The sequence below is a fragment of the Peribacillus sp. FSL P2-0133 genome (genome assembly GCF_037975445.1).
GTDB lineage: Bacteria > Bacillota > Bacilli > Bacillales > DSM-1321 > Peribacillus > Peribacillus simplex_E.
Genome location: NZ_CP150254.1, coordinates 1,483,579 through 1,501,575, shown reverse-complemented (window position 1 = coordinate 1,501,575; position 17,997 = coordinate 1,483,579). Strand labels below are relative to the sequence as shown.

At 39.2% G+C, this 17,997-nt stretch carries 11 protein-coding genes; 2 read left to right on the top strand and 9 right to left on the bottom strand.

Annotated features, from left to right (window positions below; translation table 11 throughout):
* Window positions 1-16: 16 nt before the first annotated feature.
* A complete protein-coding gene (locus MKY17_RS07190) occupies window positions 17-1,339 on the bottom strand; it encodes an ATP-binding protein (RefSeq protein WP_141992464.1) in 1,323 nt (440 codons plus the stop codon).
* 199 nt (window positions 1,340-1,538) lie between these two features.
* Window positions 1,539-2,891, bottom strand: a complete 1,353-nt coding sequence (locus MKY17_RS07185; RefSeq protein WP_098371188.1) for a TrkH family potassium uptake protein — start codon at window positions 2,889-2,891, stop codon at window positions 1,539-1,541.
* A gap of 243 nt (window positions 2,892-3,134) precedes the next feature.
* Here MKY17_RS07185 and MKY17_RS07180 point away from each other — a divergent pair, with 243 nt between their 5' ends.
* Window positions 3,135-3,326: an alpha/beta-type small acid-soluble spore protein gene (locus MKY17_RS07180; protein ID WP_034314196.1), complete on the top strand. Its 192-nt coding sequence runs from the start codon at window positions 3,135-3,137 to the stop codon at window positions 3,324-3,326.
* Between the two features lie 56 nt (window positions 3,327-3,382).
* Here the strand turns inward: MKY17_RS07180 and MKY17_RS07175 are convergent, their stop codons facing one another.
* From MKY17_RS07175 to MKY17_RS07160, 4 genes are all read right to left on the bottom strand, one after another.
* Window positions 3,383-4,681, bottom strand: coding sequence for an anti-sigma factor domain-containing protein (locus MKY17_RS07175; protein WP_098371189.1), 1,299 nt, complete (start codon window positions 4,679-4,681; stop codon window positions 3,383-3,385).
* A complete protein-coding gene (gene sigI / locus MKY17_RS07170) occupies window positions 4,678-5,421 on the bottom strand; it encodes an RNA polymerase sigma factor SigI (RefSeq protein WP_076366895.1) in 744 nt (247 codons plus the stop codon). Before sigI ends, MKY17_RS07175 begins: the two co-directional genes overlap by 4 nt.
* Before the next feature lie 354 nt (window positions 5,422-5,775).
* Window positions 5,776-6,549 (bottom strand): TerC family protein, encoded by a 774-nt coding sequence (locus MKY17_RS07165; protein WP_098371190.1) that lies wholly within the window; start codon window positions 6,547-6,549, stop codon window positions 5,776-5,778.
* A 259-nt stretch (window positions 6,550-6,808) separates the two neighbouring features.
* Entirely contained in the window at window positions 6,809-8,368 is a 1,560-nt protein-coding gene (locus tag MKY17_RS07160) for an aldehyde dehydrogenase family protein (RefSeq protein ID WP_098371191.1), read from the bottom strand.
* Window positions 8,369-9,181: 813 nt separating this feature from the next.
* Here MKY17_RS07160 and MKY17_RS07155 point away from each other — a divergent pair.
* Entirely contained in the window at window positions 9,182-10,375 is a 1,194-nt protein-coding gene (locus MKY17_RS07155; protein WP_286177014.1) for an FtsW/RodA/SpoVE family cell cycle protein, read from the top strand.
* Window positions 10,376-10,487: 112 nt separating this feature from the next.
* Here MKY17_RS07155 and nhaC read toward each other — a convergent pair whose 3' ends face one another.
* The 3 genes from nhaC to MKY17_RS07140 all read right to left on the bottom strand — a co-directional run bounded on the left by nhaC (window position 10,488) and on the right by MKY17_RS07140 (window position 17,627).
* On the bottom strand, window positions 10,488-11,867 hold the full coding sequence (gene nhaC / locus MKY17_RS07150) for a Na+/H+ antiporter NhaC (RefSeq protein WP_098371192.1): 1,380 nt from the start codon (window positions 11,865-11,867) through the stop codon (window positions 10,488-10,490).
* A gap of 228 nt (window positions 11,868-12,095) precedes the next feature.
* Window positions 12,096-13,358 (bottom strand): helix-turn-helix domain-containing protein, encoded by a 1,263-nt coding sequence (locus tag MKY17_RS07145; RefSeq protein WP_260399647.1) that lies wholly within the window; start codon window positions 13,356-13,358, stop codon window positions 12,096-12,098.
* Between the two features lie 69 nt (window positions 13,359-13,427).
* Window positions 13,428-17,627, bottom strand: coding sequence for a S8 family serine peptidase (locus MKY17_RS07140; protein WP_339201592.1), 4,200 nt, complete (start codon window positions 17,625-17,627; stop codon window positions 13,428-13,430).
* Window positions 17,628-17,997 lie beyond the last annotated feature (370 nt).

Here is a 17,997-nt window from a genome sequence, read left to right as displayed (position 1 = left end):
AATCATTATTTTCTTGTCATTCGTGGCCCTGCATCCGGACCTTTTCGTTCTCACTATATTCCCTTTGTTGGACGGTTGGAAAGATACAAACGATTTTCGTACCTTTTTTCAGTTCACTTGTGATGAAAACTTTTCCTCCGTGCTTTTCGATGATTCTAAAACAAACGGAAAGACCCAATCCCGTTCCTGTTGTTTTTGTAGTGAAAAATGGCTCTCCTACTTTTTGAAGGGAGTTTTCCGGGATACCCTCCCCTTCATCCAAAATGCTCAAAAAAACTTCCCCATTTTTTTCATTTATGCTCACAAAAATATTTCCGCCATTCGGCATCGATTCTATGGAATTTTTTATCATGTTTATTAATACTTGCTTGATTTGATTTTCATCAAAGTACATAAAAATAGGTTCTGAATCATAATTTTTATGAATTTGAATATTGTTCAGTACGGCATTTGTCTCCAACAGCGTTACGACATGGTTGCAGCTCTCCTTTAAATCCTTCTCAAGAAAAACCGCCTCAGCAGGTTTCGATAGCAGCAAGAGTTCATTCAGAACTTGCTCGATTCGATTTATTTCCGAAAAAATAATATCATAGTATTCCTGCTTTTCAGAACCGCCATCTTTAATCAACTTCACGAATCCCATTATCGCTGTCATCGGGTTCCTGACCTCATGTGCAATCCCTGCCGCAAGTTGGGCAGCCGTTGATAATTTGCTTGATGTGATTGCCAGGTGTTCGTTTTGGCTCACAAGCTTTTCCTCCGCATGTTTACGTTCATTGATTTCCGATAATATGCCCGCCGTCCCGATAAATTTCCCAGCGTCATCGTAAATTAGTTTAACGAATGCTTCAACCCAACTTGTTCCCTTTTTCGCATTTAGTTTAATGTCCGCACGAAAATATTTATCCCCTCGATGAAAGGAGTCCGCAAAGGTCTTTAATACGTCTTGATAAGAAGCGTTATCCATATGCTTAGAAAAGTGAAGCCCCAGGGATTCATTCACGGTTGCACCACTCATTGATTTCCATGCCGGGTTTAAATACAACCATTTACCTTTCTCATCCGTTTGGAAAACGACCTCATTGAAGCTATTGATTAATTCTTTAGAATAATTGGAGATAATGCGATAACGCCCTTCGCTATCCTGCAACAAAGCAATCGTTTTCCGGTTATGATCGAAGATGGCACCCAAACACCAGGCAATGGTTAAAATTACGATTAAATATATTCCTGCAAAGGCGGAAAACCTTCGTTCTTCATGCCCCAGCCACCCTATATAGGGTAATATCAATATGAAGAAAAGGGCAGGGACAAAGATCCTTCCAGTATATTTCTTCACTTCTTCCACCTCCTCACCAAAATGATTTATACTTCATCCGAATGAATTCAAAGTAAGGGGGCAAATTAAGCATATTTTTGTATGTTTAAATAGTTGAATTACTCACTTATAGGTAAATTTCAACATTTTTGTCCATGATTCCTGCAAACAAAACAAAAAACCTTTCCTAGATGGAAAGGTAATGTTCTACTTAAATCATTTACCCAATGATGACACGTTCCTTTGGATAATGATAATTTTCCGTAACTTCTTTATGGCCTATGATATACAGGAGGGACGTTATCCCAACACGGCCAATGAACATAATGATCATAATGACAATCTTACCCGTATTACTGAGTTCAGGCGTAATTCCCATCGAAAGTCCAACTGAACCAAAAGCCGAGCATACTTCAAAAATGATTTGCATCAAAGTAAAATTCTCAGTAATCGATAAAATGAAGACCGCAATTATGCAAAGGAGCGATCCCATGATCATAACTGCTGTCGCCTTACGAATATCATCGGGATGAATCTCCCGCTTGAACACTTTAATGGAACGCCTTCCCCTCATGAAATTCCATAAAAATAGAATCATGATGGCCAGAGTCGTTGTCCGTATCCCTCCCCCGACTGAACTTGGGGATGCTCCAATGAACATTAAAATGCTCAGCAATAAAAGGGTCGGTTCCGAAAAATCGCTCACATTCATCGTTGCAAGGCCACCACTTCTAGTATTCGATGACATAAATAGAGAGTAAAAAAAAGATTCGTGCCAGTTTTTATCTTTAAAAAACCCGTTCATTTCCAGCAAGTGAATCAGGATCGTTCCCCCAATGATAAGGGAAAAGAAAGTGACTGATGTCAGCTTCGTGAACAAAGAAAAATGAAACTTATAAGTACGGGCTTTATTGGATAAAAACTCTTTCAACTCAATCAAGACAGGAAACCCGATTGCTCCAAGGGTAAGCAGGATAATCGTGATGAACTGTACAAAATAATCGTCTTTAAATGGAATCATTGAAATACCGGTAATATCAAAACCAGCATTCGTGGTGGCACTTATGGCTAAAAATAAGCCATTTAAAAAGGCTTCTTTCCAGTTAGGAAAATAATTCAGAAAGTAAATGCCTAAAACTAGAGCTCCAATCATTTCAATTACGACAAATATCTGAATGATTTGAATCAATAATTTAACAAGCCCCGAAAGATTCGATTGGTTTTGATCTGTCATGATCAATTGTCTTTCCTTCAAACCGATTTTCTTACCCAAAATCAACCAAAAAAACGTTCCAAGTGTCATAATGCCAATACCGCCAAATTGGAGAACAAACATTAGAATGAAATAGCCTACCTCATTATACACTTCGGGTAAACTAACAACTGTTAGGCCTGTTACACTAACTGCACTTACGGCTGTGAATAATGCATCCATGAATTTAAATTCCACGCCTGGCTTAAGAGCAACCGGCAGACTCAACAGTATGGTCGAGATACTTACGGCCAAAAAGTAATAACCGACGATAAGCTGAGCGGGTGTTAACTTTGATAATATTTTTTTGATAGCAAACATAAAGAGTTTCCTTTCTTACTCCTTTATAGTTATGCGAATCACATAACCATTAAAAATCTAGTTTACCCTTTTTTCATTCTTTTTTCATTCTTTTTTCCATTCTCTTTTAAAACTGACTTACTTACAACAAATAGGCAGGTTTACCAATAACTTTGATGCTGCTCATATAAGTAAAACTCCACATTCTACTTATACTATCATTACAGCGGCAAAAGCCGTTGAAAAAGTAAAGGGGAGATTCAAATGGCTAACAGCAGTAACAACCTTCTTGTTCCTGGAATCGAACAAGCATTAGAACAAATCAAATATGAAATTGCATCTGAATTCGGTGTACAATTAGGTTCCGATACTTCAGCACGTGCCAATGGTTCAGTTGGCGGAGAAATCACGAAACGTCTTGTACAACAAGCACAATCTCAACTTAAAGGTCAATAATTCTTATTACAATTTAATATCCATGGCTAAGAGTCCAGCTGCATGCTGGACTCTTTTTAATCATTATGTCCATTTCCGTTTCCATTATTGCCTTTACCCCATTTCGACTTATCCCAATCTTTCTTATCTTGTTTATATTGCTTATCATGGTTATCTTGCTTACCATGTTTATCCTGCCTATCCTGTTTATCTTGCTTACCTTGTTTATCTTGTTTATCCTGGTTATTTTGCTTCCCTTGTTTATCCTGCCTGTCGTGCTTTTTATGATCATTATTATTCTTTTCATTGACTGATGGAACTTTTTTCACATCGATCTTTTTATCACTCTTTTCATTTTTCTGCTCGTTCTTTGATTGGTTGCTGTGATCGCTATCCGATTTTCCTTTTGGCTTGTTGCTTTTTTCCTTGTTTCCATTTATGGCATTCCGTTTTCCAATTGTATCTACCCGTTCGGTTTGTTCCTTAATTTTGGTAAATTGCGTTGCCGGGCCTTTCCTTTCAGTCGGTTTGGCTTCATTTGCCGGCTTTTGCTTTATTTCAATTGCATCATTCTCTTTTTTCTTTTCCCAATCCGATTTGTTTTCCGTACTCAGCGTTACACCCTTCTCTTTCGGAATAACAACCTTTCCCTCGATTTTTTTATCTGGCGCTGGAGCAGGCTCCCTCTTATTGACTTTTACCTTTCCTTTATCTTTATTCAACTTCTTTTCGAGATACCTACCCGTGGATATGCCTTGTTCCCTTGCTTGCTTCCGATCGCTTTTTGTTGCCTGGATCACTTTCATTCTTGTATCAGAAACATTATCCTGCTTAGATATTTCTTTTATCTCTTCTTTTAAATTCTTATCCAGTTCTTTATTTTTTTCCAATAACGTTGTGGAAACGACTATTTGTTTATTTCCTTTCAAATAACCAAGTTGCTTCGTCGTTTCAACGATTCGGTTTGTAACAGTCTTTATATTCTTGCCTTTCCAGTCCTTCAGATGATCAATCACAAGCTTGCCGTCTTCATTTAAACCGGTAAGTTTGAGAACTTCTAAATCATCGTCAAGCTCCAATTCAATGCTTGGATTCACATCTATCGTCATATATGCCGACACGGGACCAGAGAAATAAGAAGGAAGAATCGAAAAGAGTATCAAGAAGGTGGAGGCAATGCTTAGCACGGCCGTTTTTTTGAAAGATGAATAAAAATTGGAAAAAGCTAAAGTGAAATTTTGTTTAGCAGGTGAAAAAGTGATTTCCTCACCCACTTCATATACCCGTTCCTGCCTTTTGGTTTTCAGAAATTCACCCTCGGGGGTCAATAGGGTTACATATCGCTTATTAACTGAAAGAATAACTCCTTTTTTCATCCATCGATAGCCCCTTTTATATAATCATTCAAATACAAAAAATCTCCGTTTATTATGATTGCCACAGCAATGATGTACTTTCTGTTCCGTTCAATCGTTTTTCTGCTTACTTCCACTTTTCCCTCAAGCTGTTTTACGGGCAGCCGCTTTTTTGCAAACAGGGTTTCTTTCAGTTCGTCATCTTCCATTAACAATTTAGCGATCATGATAGCTCCCTTCCTGGCATCTGCATGTTTGGGAGAGTTTTCAACTAAATCCTCAAATGACAGACCAAAATCCTGTAGATGGCTTATATAAAGCTGAATTTCTTCTTTTCTTCTTTCCGATTCCTTCTGCTTCTCGTATTCATTGATGGAATTTTCATTATCGATATATATATGGCTTTGATCATTATCATCATTCAGTGATAAATCCAATAGTACTTCTTTTTGTTTGGATTGGCTTCTTAAATAATCTATAACCCTTCGTTTAACGAGGGTTTCGGCAAATGCCAATAAAGAACGGCCTTTTTCCGGGGAATATTTATCGATTGCCTCGTTAAAAGCAATCATACCAATACTGAATTCATCATCCGATTCGTATATGTAACGTTTGCAAACCGACGAGACGGTTTTCGCAATAAAAGGTTTGAATGACTCTATAGTATCATTACGAAGGCTAATATCCCCTTGTTGAATTTTCAATACGGTTTCTTCTAAAGAACGCTTTTTTTTGAATGCTGTAAACAACAATCCAAGCATTTGCTCACCTCGCTCCTGTTGAACATAAAATACGCATCAACATACTTATCTTAAGCGGAGGGAGTCTAAAAGACAGTACCAAAAGAACTATTTTTGCAATTTAAATGAAATCACATAATATATCAACATGATAAAATACTTAGTTTTTTCTCGTTTATTACAGTGCAATTACAGTAAAATAACTTTTTCCGGGTTTTCGTCCAATACAATGGGACAATTGTCATTTTTATAACCGGAATTTAATATTCACATCTTTTAACATATCATACGTAAACATACCTGCGCTTTTGAGGGTAATCTCCATAAATACATTAAGAAGCAAAAAAAATAGGCGTGACCAGCACGCCTGTTTTTTTAAGCTTCCTGTATTTTTTTCTCTTCTTTTTCTTTTTTGCTTGAAATGATCCAAGCACCTGCTGCAATTCCAATCAAAACAGCCCAGAAAATCGATTTCCAAAGAGTTGATTCAGGGAAATGATGATCGATGACAGCCAATGAAGGGTGTGCAAGTGTGTGTACCGCCAATTTCACTCCAACCCAACCCACAATCAAAAATGCTGCCATTTCAAGTGAAGGACGCTGATGAAGCAACTTCACGAATGCAGTTGCTGCAAATCGCATAATGACCAATCCAATCAAACCTCCGAGGAACATGACAGCGAATTGCCCTCCGTCAATACCGCCTACTTTCATCCAGCCTGTTGCAGGAAGTGTAACAGCCAGTGCGACGGCAGCCAACATGGAATCGATTGCGAAAGCTATATCAGCCGCTTCAACCTTTACCACGGTCATCCAGAAGCCAGATTGCTTTTTGGGTTTCTTGATTTCCTTATCACCTTTACCAGCGTATTTTTTGTAAATGTTCTGAAAAGCAATGAAAAGTAAATAAATCGCACCGATTGCTTGAACTTGCCACACGTCGACAAGAAAGGAAATAAGGAATAAACTTGCAAAGCGGAAAACAAAAGCTCCCATCAGACCATAAAACAAGGCTTTTCGCTGTTGTTCTTTTGGCAAATGCTTAACCATGACAGCCATGACGACTGCATTATCCGCAGCAAGTATCCCTTCCAATCCAACCAAGATAAGAAGGACCCAGCCATATTCCAATAATATTGATGCTTCCATCCATTCAACCTCCAATAGTTAGTATTTCCTTCCTATTGGCATTGGCAAAATAAAAAGACCTCTGCCGTATAGGCAAAGGTCTTGCTGAACATGAAATCATGTCAACAAAGCCGATGAATGTTTAACATCCACGTAATGACGACTTTGTTTTAGGGCGAACCCTAACGCTACTCCCCTTTGAAAAGGAAAATCAGTTATTAAGTATATTAATAGTATACGCGCGAGTTATGAAAATAACAATCTTTTTTATAAATGGATCTCACTTTCGGTTCCCTTTGGATAATTTCATCAATCGCAAATATTCTTTGCCGAAACGAATCCAGTTCGGTTTGGCAGAAAAGTAGTTCTGAAACAGCGATAAAAAACTCGGGTATTTCCCTTCATATGGATACCATTGTATTTCTGTATTGTTTTTACCATTATCGATCATGATCGCTTTTTCATGGCAAAAAATCTTCAATCCATGCTCGCCATGATAGCGGCCAACCCCACTTTGTTTGGCACCGCCAAATGGTAAATGATGATTAGCAACCGTTATCAGCACATCATTGATCGTCACCGCCCCGGTTACTAACCGTGACGCAATCCTGCTTGCTTTTTCCCTATCCATTGTCCAAACGCTGGAATTGAGTCCATATTCACTTTCATTTGCCAGGGCGATCACTTCTTCCTCCGTATCGAAAGGTATAACAGGCAACACGGGTCCGAACGTTTCTTCTTTCATGATTTTCATGGAATGATCGACATTGGACAGAATTGCCGGCGGAATGAAATGGGTCTGTCCCTTTTTCCACTCTTTTGGAGGTGTTCCGGTTTCAAGTACGGCCCCCTTATTCAGTGCATCCTCCAGGTGTCCAGCCACAATATCAACTTGTGCCGGGAAAGTCATTGAACCGATATCATCGTTCGATTGCACTCCCTGCCTCATGGACTTCGTTTTTTCTTTAAGAAGCATTAGAAATTCCTTATAAACAGGTCGTTCCACATATACCCTTTCTACACTCATGCACACCTGCCCACTATTTGTGAAAGCCCCCCATAGAGCCCCGTTCACAGCCCGCTCCAAGTTAGCATCACGCAGAACGATCATCGGATCCTTACCGCCAAGCTCCAGAGTCGTTGGGATCAGGTGTCTTGCTGCGACCTCACCAATCATTTTTCCAGTCCTTACAGATCCAGTAAAAAATATATAATCTGGTTTTTGCTCAGTTAATGCCGCACCCAATTCTTTCCCTCCATGGGCAAACTGTATAGTCCCTTCTGGGAAACCAGCTTCAAGAAACAGATTTTCGATGCACACACCAACTAAAGGAGTTACCTCTGATGGCTTGGCGATGACTGTATTTCCCGCTGCTAGAGCATTAAGAATAGGTACCATGGAAAGCTGCAGCGGATAATTCCATGGTGAAATGACGAGAATTGTTCCACGGGGCATATAATGGATATAAGATTTTTTACCAATTAACATGAGTGGAGTGGTGACCTTCCGTCCGGAAAGAGTCTTCACTGCATGTTTCTCGATATGCTTGATTGCATCAATCGTGGGCATGATGTCAGCAACCAGCGCTTCAATTTTCACTTTTCCCGTATCTTTTGAAACGACTTCAGCTATTTCATCCATTTTTTCAACCATCAATAATCGAAGCCGTTTTAAATAGTGCAGTCGTTCCTTGATGGGAAGATTCGACCATGATTGGAACGCATGTCTTGATTTCTTATATATATGAGGAATCGACTTCAATGGCGTTGGGACGATTTCCGCAATCTTCTCACCTGTTGCCGGAGAAAACACTTCCAACTTGTCATGTATTTCTTCCATAACTACTCCCCTTGCTTTACCTTATTTTTATTGGTAATCCATATCATTTTTATCCTTTAAATAAAGATCGACCTAGGAGGAACCCCTTCCCTGAAATGCAGCAAAACTTCTCGGCTGCAGTGCTGTCAAAACGCCCTTTCTAAGTGACATTTTATAGTAGCGACTCTATTCCACTCCTTAATATGCCAGGACGGATTGATAAGAGTGCCTGACTACTTTTCTTAAACACTTCATGAGAGAAACGTTCATAAACTACTAAACGTACGAGTTTTTTCCTGAACCTTCTTATATAATGCCAGAGACGCAGCAGCCTGTATAATATAATCGATTGGAACCAAGTTCACAACCGTTACCCTCTCCCCATAAAATCCCTGTTCGATTCCCTGCAACATAATTGGAGCTAAGTATACCTCTTAAGATGAGTTATTCTTTTAGCAAATTCGTGTACAGTATCCGCGACATCACGTCACGTTTTACAATTCATTTGGTGAAACCCATGAACTACGGCCCAGTCATCAATAACCTTGAATAGTAATCTCTATAGCTCCGCATAAATGGAATATATAGTAAAAAGTTTTCGGTATTAAAAGGAGTATTCACATTTACTATCGAAGGTAATGTATAGGAATCCAAATTTGGCTATAAGCAAAAAGGAAATCCGGGAGACTAGTTTATCGGTTTTAGTGTTTAATATTGGGTAATGGAGGATAAATTCATATTATCGAATAAAAATTATTATCTATATAACCGATTTTCCGTTACTATATAAGAAGGCGATTTTTTCGCGCATACATATTTGAGGTGAGCGCACAAGTGAAAAGAATAATTAAAGCATACGACTTCCCTATTTTCATCGCTGTCGTATTACTCTGTTTGTTTGGTTTAGTCATGATTTACAGTTCGAGTATGGTTACTGCTGTTGCTCGATACGGTCAGCCCATGGATTTCTTTTTTGAGAAACAAAAAACGGCCTTTCTCATTTCATTCCTGGCAATGATCGTCACGATGATCCTTCCTTATAAGATGTACAAAAACAAAATGTTCTTGATGTCTATGATGTTTGGAATGGCCGGTGTCCTTTTGATGCTATTTATCTTCGGCCATACAGCTGGAAATGCCACAAGCTGGTTCAAGGTAGGGACAGCATCGATCCAGCCAGCAGAATTTTCCAAATTGGCGATAATCATTTATCTGGCCGCCATTTACGGAAAAAGGCAGGATCGAATCAATAGTATTGATAAAGCCGTCATCCCCCCGATTTTCTTTCTGGTATTCATCTGTTTTTTAATCGGGATACAACCTGACTATGGAACGGCAGCAGTCATTTTCCTGATTTCAAGTACCATGATCATTTCATCCGGGATGTCTTTTAAGAGCATATTCAAACTTTCTTTGATTACTGCGATATTCGTTGCGATATTCGCATTAGGAGTACTCGTGACAGGTAATTTCTCATCCGTCCTCTCAGAAAATAAGGTGTCTCGTTTTACGGGGTTTGCAGACCCTTTCGGAAAGGCAGGAGAAAGCGGGTATCAACTCGTCAATTCATTATTCGCGATAGGATCCGGTGGCCTTACTGGAGTGGGACTCGGTGACAGTGTACAAAAATACGGGTACCTGCCTGAATCACATACTGATTTCATCATGGCCGTCATTGCAGAAGAGCTCGGGATATTCGGAGTCGGGTTCGTTCTTTTGACACTAGGTTTTATCGTCCTAAGGGGGTTTGTGCTTTCAGCAAAATGCAAGGATCCTTTTGGAAGTCTTTTATTGATCGGCATCTCATCCATGATCGGCATTCAAGTTGGCATCAACGTTGGCGGAGTGACTGGTCTTATCCCAATTACAGGGATCACTCTTCCATTCATCAGTTATGGAGGATCTTCCTTACTGCTGCTCATGCTTTCAATGGGCATATACCAAAATGTCGTAATGCGAATGAATATACTTGAACAGAAAGAACAGGTCGTGTCCATCCCAAAAGATGAGATTGCGTCTTCAAAATAATCGATCAAATACACCCCTGACATTTATTTTCATGTCAGGGGGTTTCCTTCTCTGTAAGGTTATTGAACTTCACATAAAAAAACAGGCAGTCGAAACCGACCGCCTGTTTTTTTCATTTATAATGGATACCGATTTTCGTAAAGCCAGAAATCAGACTGAGCAAAGGACAAAGTAGGCAGAAGAATGCAAATGGGGCATATTCAAGGGTTGAAACACCCAATACCTGTGTCAGGAATACACCGCAAACACCCCAAGGAACCAGAGGATTCACAACTGTTCCCGCATCTTCAAGTACCCTCGCAAGCGTTTTGGGCTGCAAGCCTAAATCTTCATATTTCTGCTGAAAGGCTTTCCCAGGCAGTATAACTGACAAATACTGTTCACCCACCAGGAAATTCACACTGATTCCTGCAAGTACAGTAGCGGAAATCACTTTCGCTACACTCGTCAATGAATCCTGGATCGCTTTTAAAATAGAAGGTATGACTCCCAATTCGAACAATAGTCCGCCCATGGCCAATGCCAACAACACCATCGAAACGGAGAACATCATACTTTCAATCCCGCCCCGCGATAAGATTGAGTCAAGTTGATCCATTCCACTCTTGAGTACAAATCCGCCGTATAAAATATCTGCTAGTTTTGCAACCGTCAAATTAGGCGTTTGAATGAAAGCGATGATGGCTGCCGAAATGATTCCTGCCGACAATGTCGGAATGGCTGACACCTTTTTCAAAGCCATGATTAGAACGATGACAAACGGAATCAAACTCCATATGCTTATATTCGTTTCCATTTCCAGGGCTTTGGTCATGGCTTCGATTTCCTCAACACGAGCAACTTTGACATTCGGTGAAAGGAAGTAAAAGATGATTAGCGATATTAAAAAACCTGGAATCGTAGTCCAAAGCATATTATTAATATGTTCAAACAATGGTGCTCCAACCGTTCCCGATGCAAGGTTGGTAGAGTCGGATAATGGAGACATTTTATCCCCAAGAAATGCACCGGAAATGATTGCACCGGCTGTAATCGCCAACGATAAATCCATCGCAGTCGCCATACCTATTAAAGCAACGCCGATTGTGGCTGATGTTGTAAGTGAACTCCCGATACAGAGCCCAATTAGCGAACACACCAGAAACGTGATCGCATAGAAATATTCCCCAGAAATCCAGTCAAACCCATAGTACATGATGGTAGGGATCGTCCCGCTTGCCATCCAGATGGAAATCAGCATTCCAATGAAAAAGAATATATAAATGGCTCCCATACCAGTACCTGCACCTTTGACGATAGCCGCCTCCATAATCGAAAATGGCAGCTTCTTGATCTTCCCATAAACAAATAAGAAAAGGATTGCCGCAATTATTGGAATATGGGGGGCAAGTCCATAATGTATGATACCAGTTGCAATGATTAAGAATAGAATGGCCAAAACCCCAATTGCTTCAAGTAAGGAGAGTTTTAGCTTTGCATCTTCAAGACGCATGATGTATTTCCCCGCTTTCAATGTTGTATATTCTCTGAGGTAAGGCTTGGACCTTTTCACTCCTCACAATTACTGAAACGCTTTTAAGCACTAAAGTACTAGCTAAATATATAGGAGTTTCAGGAGATTGTCAAAGGAATATTTTAGTATAATACGATTTTATCAGCGATACTTCTCTTCACTGATAAAACGCAAACCATTACCACTCTCCTTCCGATAGATATATGTTCAATTCATTCCATCATAATGACTTTTATGTGATTCGATGATTAATTGGGCTAATTGCAATGCCTTGGTTGACTCATTGATCTTTACTAAATAATGAAACAGCTTTTTCTCATAATGATCGATCAGGACTATGTAGCCTGTTTTCCGGAAATAGGGCAGAGCTTCTTCTTCTATTAAACGGTAGAATTTTTCTTCCTCTTCCTGGATTGCATATAGATGCAATTGAAAATAAAAGGGTGGCATGCCATTATGTTTTTGGGCAAGTCTCAATCCTTTTTTAGCTAGGTCCGTGAGCTCTGTATCATTCAATAACTTTCCTTTTATCGCGTTGTTGATGTATCCATCCAAAAACATCGTGTAAAAAGGATTATCTTCATCAACGAGTTGAAGCGCCCTTTCGTATAATTTTCGTGCATCATCAAACCTTTTCCTTCTATAACATTCGAAAGCAAGATTGTTAAGGAGCTTGGATTTACGATCATATGCCTGGCACGTATCACACATTTTTATTAAGGAATCGTATTTTTTCTTGGTATCATCAAAGTCGTGAAGTTCCCTTGTGTTCAACTGAACAAGCATCATCGTTTCGGTATCGATGATTCTTAGTACATTCAATGTTTTCTGAAAATAGGCTAGCGCTTTTTCAGCGTAATAGTAGGATGCAATATTGGAATGTGTTGAATGGTGTGCCAGTGCAAGATGATAATAATACTCATTGTGATGGTATCCGGAATGATCAATGCTCGTAAGGATGTTGATGCAATCCTTGAATTGTCCAGTCAGAAAATAATAGATGCCCATAATATGTTTTAAATAATTGCGTTCGTATGATGAGAGCTGTGACTCTTTCCCTTGGATGATTTGTATCGTTTCAAACGCTTTCTCCGGAAGGTTCATGAATAGATGATACCTTGATAGGATTAAATTATAGGAAGCATGAAAATCAGGAAGCTCTCTAAGCGGCTCATCTTCTATTTCTTTTTTTAATCTAGCGGTGTCTTCCGTCTGTTGTGAAATCAAAGCATTCTGCCACTCATCAAGCTTTCCGCTCAGCAGATGGTATTTTCTCACTTCTTCTGTTATATCAATTTGCAGCCTCTCGGATAACAGGGTTATCATCTCTTTGGAATACTCGGTAATCCCACGTTCAATCTTGCTTAAATGTGTAATGGAACAAATTCCTTGTACAAGCTCCTTTTGTGTCATTTGAGCTTTTTCCCGATAAAACTTAATGATTTTACCCTCCACCAAAAATTCCCCCATGTAACTTTTTCCTCCCATTATAGCAAAAAAAGTAAAAGCCCCAGGAAAATTTCTTTCCTGGGGCAAATGCTATTGATTCGTTTCTAGTCCTATGAGACGTAAAAAGTATTCCAAACCTTTATTGCCGATTTTTTCTTTCGGCACTTTATTACTTGGTGCATCCGGCCCTTTCGCCAAGAAGTTTTTCTCGACATGGCGGACGTCCAATTCATCAACGATACCGTCTTGATTGATATCTTCTTTCACTAAGGAGTTATCTTTAATACCATATGCATCAACGACTTCCTGAATATCTTTAATGTCGATGACTTTATCTTTATTGATATCTCCTGCTAGATTCATATTTGGCCTGATTCTAATATTCTGTCCTAGAAGTGTTCCATCTTTTTCTTTACCTGGAACGAAGTTTGTATAGCTCTTAAGATGTGATGGCGTTTCAACGACAAGCGTATATTCTTGGTTTGATGCAGGAATCCCTTTGACTATATATTGTCCCCAATCATCAAGTGTTCCAGGATATTTTTTCCCAGCTTTTGATTGCGCATAAACTTTCACACCGATTTTGGTGATATTTCCTGGCTTTATATAACCTTCCTCACTTAAAAACGCTTCTGGAGAAATCGATCCGTTTAAAGTTGAGTGCTTAGAAATAATTTTATATCGGTCAACGCTGTAATGTGGAAGATCGGTTGCAGTATTGCCTCCTTGTTTTATATAAGAAGCTTCCCCTACATCCAATCCCGCATATAAATGATAAAAGGTATCATCGACAAGTTTAAAGGATACATCCAGTAAAGGCATATCTCCGTTTAAACCTTTAAATGCCTTTCCTGTTAATTCAGCGCCAACTTTGACTACATTAAAATAATCAGCATCATTAACGACTGGCTTGGTTAAAGAAACATCCAACCCTTTTTCTTTTGCATATTTTTTTATTTCACTAGAAAGTTTAGCATTTTTAAATTGATAAAGGTCACCTTCATACTTGATCGTATATTCTCCTGAAAGGAACCGTTTTACATTATTGACTGATAAAGTCATGGTAAAGGTATCATCCTTTTTCAGCACTTCTTTATCATAGTTTGATGTTACATATTCAGTCCCTTCTTTTAAAAACACATAATCTTGAGGATTCATTGCTGTTGCCATATCTGTAGTTGCCAACCTTAGATAAAGTGCATCATTTGCAATATCACTTTCTTCGATTCCGAATTTCGTATTTCCTTCAGGATCGATTGGGAATTCCCTGCCAAAATATGCGTATTTGCTCGTATCGTAAAACATAGTATTGGAAGTTTGGTCATAGTCCAAACCTTTCTCTTGAAGTACTTTTACTGTCGCATCATTGACATTGCCGTGTACATAGAAAGCCTTCTGACCATCTTCTTCTGTAAACATCGAGTCATTTATTTCATATACGCCTGGTTCTTTGTCCCATTTTACGTCTGGAGGGGTGTTATCGACTATTGCGGCCGTGCCAGCTGAGTAGGCTTTTCCCGACTCATCACTTCCTATGAACTCTAGAGTGTAGTCCCCTTCTGGAAGTTTCTTATACGTATCGGAAATCGGATGCTCTGGATCGTTTGTAAATGGATATACATGACCAGTAAACGCAAAAAGAATATAATATGGTCTATCTGGTTCGAACCTAGAAGCATTGAGGCTCCCTACGAATCCTAATGGCTTACCGGACTTCGTATCTTTTAGGATAACATCCACCGTTTCCATTGGGCTTTTCAACTGAAACATTGCATTCATAAATGGATTATAGTATTGCCAAAACGGAAAATCATTAGCAATTGATGGACTGTCCGTTTCAACATAATCAATACCTTTATCCGTTACGGTGATCGAAAATGGAATTTGATACGTTTCTTCATCATTTTCAGAATTTGTGATGTGAAGGTATCCTTCATATGCCCCTTCTTTTGCTGTTGCAGGAACGATGATGGTTGGTTCGATTATTTTGGAATTACCTTTGGCCACTGTAACCGACTTCTTCACTTTTACCTTTACGCCATTTGCATTGGCATCTTGTACACCTTTAATATTTTTATGGTATTCAACATCAATGGTATATTTTTTCTTTTTTCCCTTATTTTCAATTTCCACTTTTTTCGTGAGTTCAATCGCTTCATCATTGTCTCTTATATATTCCCGGCCAAATGCAAGTGAGCCCGTTTCCTCGTTAATTTCTGTCGTTTTATCACCTTCGACAATTTCGGTTTTATCCAATACTTTTATCGAAGTATCCACATGCACGGCATCATAGGCATCGATACGGCCTGCCCCTACTTCATTCACCGAATGATCTTTTTGTAAATCAACGGATGTATTCATGAGTGCTTCTTTCACATCAAATGGGTCATAATCCCCGTGTTCTTGTAATATTAAAGCAGCAACACCCGTAACATGCGGTGTAGCCATTGAAGTGCCTTGCATACGTCCGTAAGATGTGGTGTAATCAATTCCATCATCTGGACTATTGATATATTCCGGCTCTGTGGAGAAAACGGCAACGCCCGGCGCAACTAAATCTGGCTTAATATCGTAATTTCCGTTAACTGGACCTCTGGAACTGAAGTCTGCCAAATTATCTCCGACTGTTTTCGTATTCCCTGTATCTTTAAATGTAAGGGATCCATTTTCAACAGCTTTTAATTTTACCCCATCTTCTTTGGTTAATCGGAAAGTAGGGATAAAATCAGTTCCTTCCCCAACATATGAGGTGATTTCGCCATCCACATTGTTATAGATGATAACTGCTTTTGCCCCAGCGGCCTTTGCATTCTTTATTTTCACATCAAACGTAAGCGTTCCCCGCTCAATAAGAGCAATTTTATCTCGAACATCTTTCCCTTTAAAGTCGCTTTCCTGTCCAATGCCGGTATAAACGACCGGAAGCGATTGACCAGTTAATTCTTCAATCCGATCCGAAAAGTTTTTACCTAAAAGTTTCATGTTTTCAAATGTATTCTTTCCAGCCTCAGCAGTTATGGTAGGGATCTTCATGGCAGAATCACTTGCCCCAACTGAAATGCCAAGGGCAGCTGTTCCAGGAGAGCCTAAAGTTTTCGCACCTGGCCCCGCATTACCGGCAGCAACAACGGAGACAACTCCAGAAAGCATTGCATTGTTGATCGCTACAGAAGTAGGATCAAGCGGATCATTGACAGATGATCCAAGTGATAGATTCATGATATCCATACCATCACTGACTGCTTTATCAATTCCTGCTATTACACCTTCATTTGAACCGGAACCATACGGTCCTAATACACGGTATGTATAGAGGTCGGCTTCAGGAGCAACACCTTTCACTGCATAATCCACTTCATTTGTTTTTGTTGCGGCGATCGTTCCAGAAACGTGTGTGCCATGAGCTGTATAGTAAGCAGAACCACTGCTGGTGAATTCCGGTTGACCGGATGATTTCCAATTTTCATAGGTTGTCTCCATCGGGTCTGCATCATTATCGACGAAATCCCAGCCCTTAACCGATGAAGGCTCAATGTCCTTAGGATTCTCGCCTTTTTTACTTCTGTATCCTTTATATGCTTTGGTTAAATCGGGGTGATTATAATCGATGCCAGTATCAAGGACACCAACTTTGATCCCTTTTCCTTTTATATTTTCTTCATGAAGTTTATCTACTCCAATTTGAGGAATGCTATCAGCCATTTTTGGAGTGATTCCTTTTTCTTGAACCGGAAGCTCCAATTGGATTTTTGCATTATTCCAGATTCGTTTAACTGCCCCTGATTGAAGTAAATCTTTTACCGCAACTCCTGGCAACGTCATGGAAACGCCGTTAAATGCATGTTTATATTCTCTGTTTATCGTTAATTTACTGGAATCATACTTGGAAAAATCTTTTTTCTTTTTCAAAGATTTAATATAGCTATTAAATTCTTGATGTGACTGATCTACGTTATTTTTTGCGGAAGCAATCGTCATTTTTTTCCCAAGCACCGCTTGTTTTTTGACGGCGACCTGTGCAGGAGCTTGTTCGAACTCAACAATTACGGAAACCAGCTCCGGGCTATTTGTTTTTATATCTGGAGAAATGGTGAAGTTAGGACCAGCGTTTAGCTTCTGAATTGCTTGTCGTTGTTCCTTGGATAAGTTCGATAAAATGTCTTCAACATTTTTATGGGTAACCGTCACTTCTGGTTTCTCCGCCAATGGATGAATCGAAAAGGTTGTAGATAGAAGAAGCCCGGCAGCAAGGGTGCCTGATACAACATGTTTCCCTTTAGAAAATTTCATTATTCCGTTCCTCCTTATTTTTTAGAAGATTTAGTATCTTCTGTTAAATAATAGAGGATAGATGTTAATGCTGTAAATTGGGGTAATAATCTTGGTTGTATCTCCCTATAGAACGAGAAAAACCCCCTTTATTATCATGACGATTGGAGGGTTATGATGTGATTCTATCCATCCATTTTTCACTAGCATGCATTCTATCAGGCCGAAAGAACTATATCAATCGAGGAAATTACCCCACATTTCCGAAAGTACTTTACGAGTGCCAACATACAGGAAGGTCATAATGTTAGACAATTGAAGTTATAGTACATTGTATAATGTACGAAAAGAAACTTTGAATATTAAAAAAGATCCAGATAATGAAAAAAAG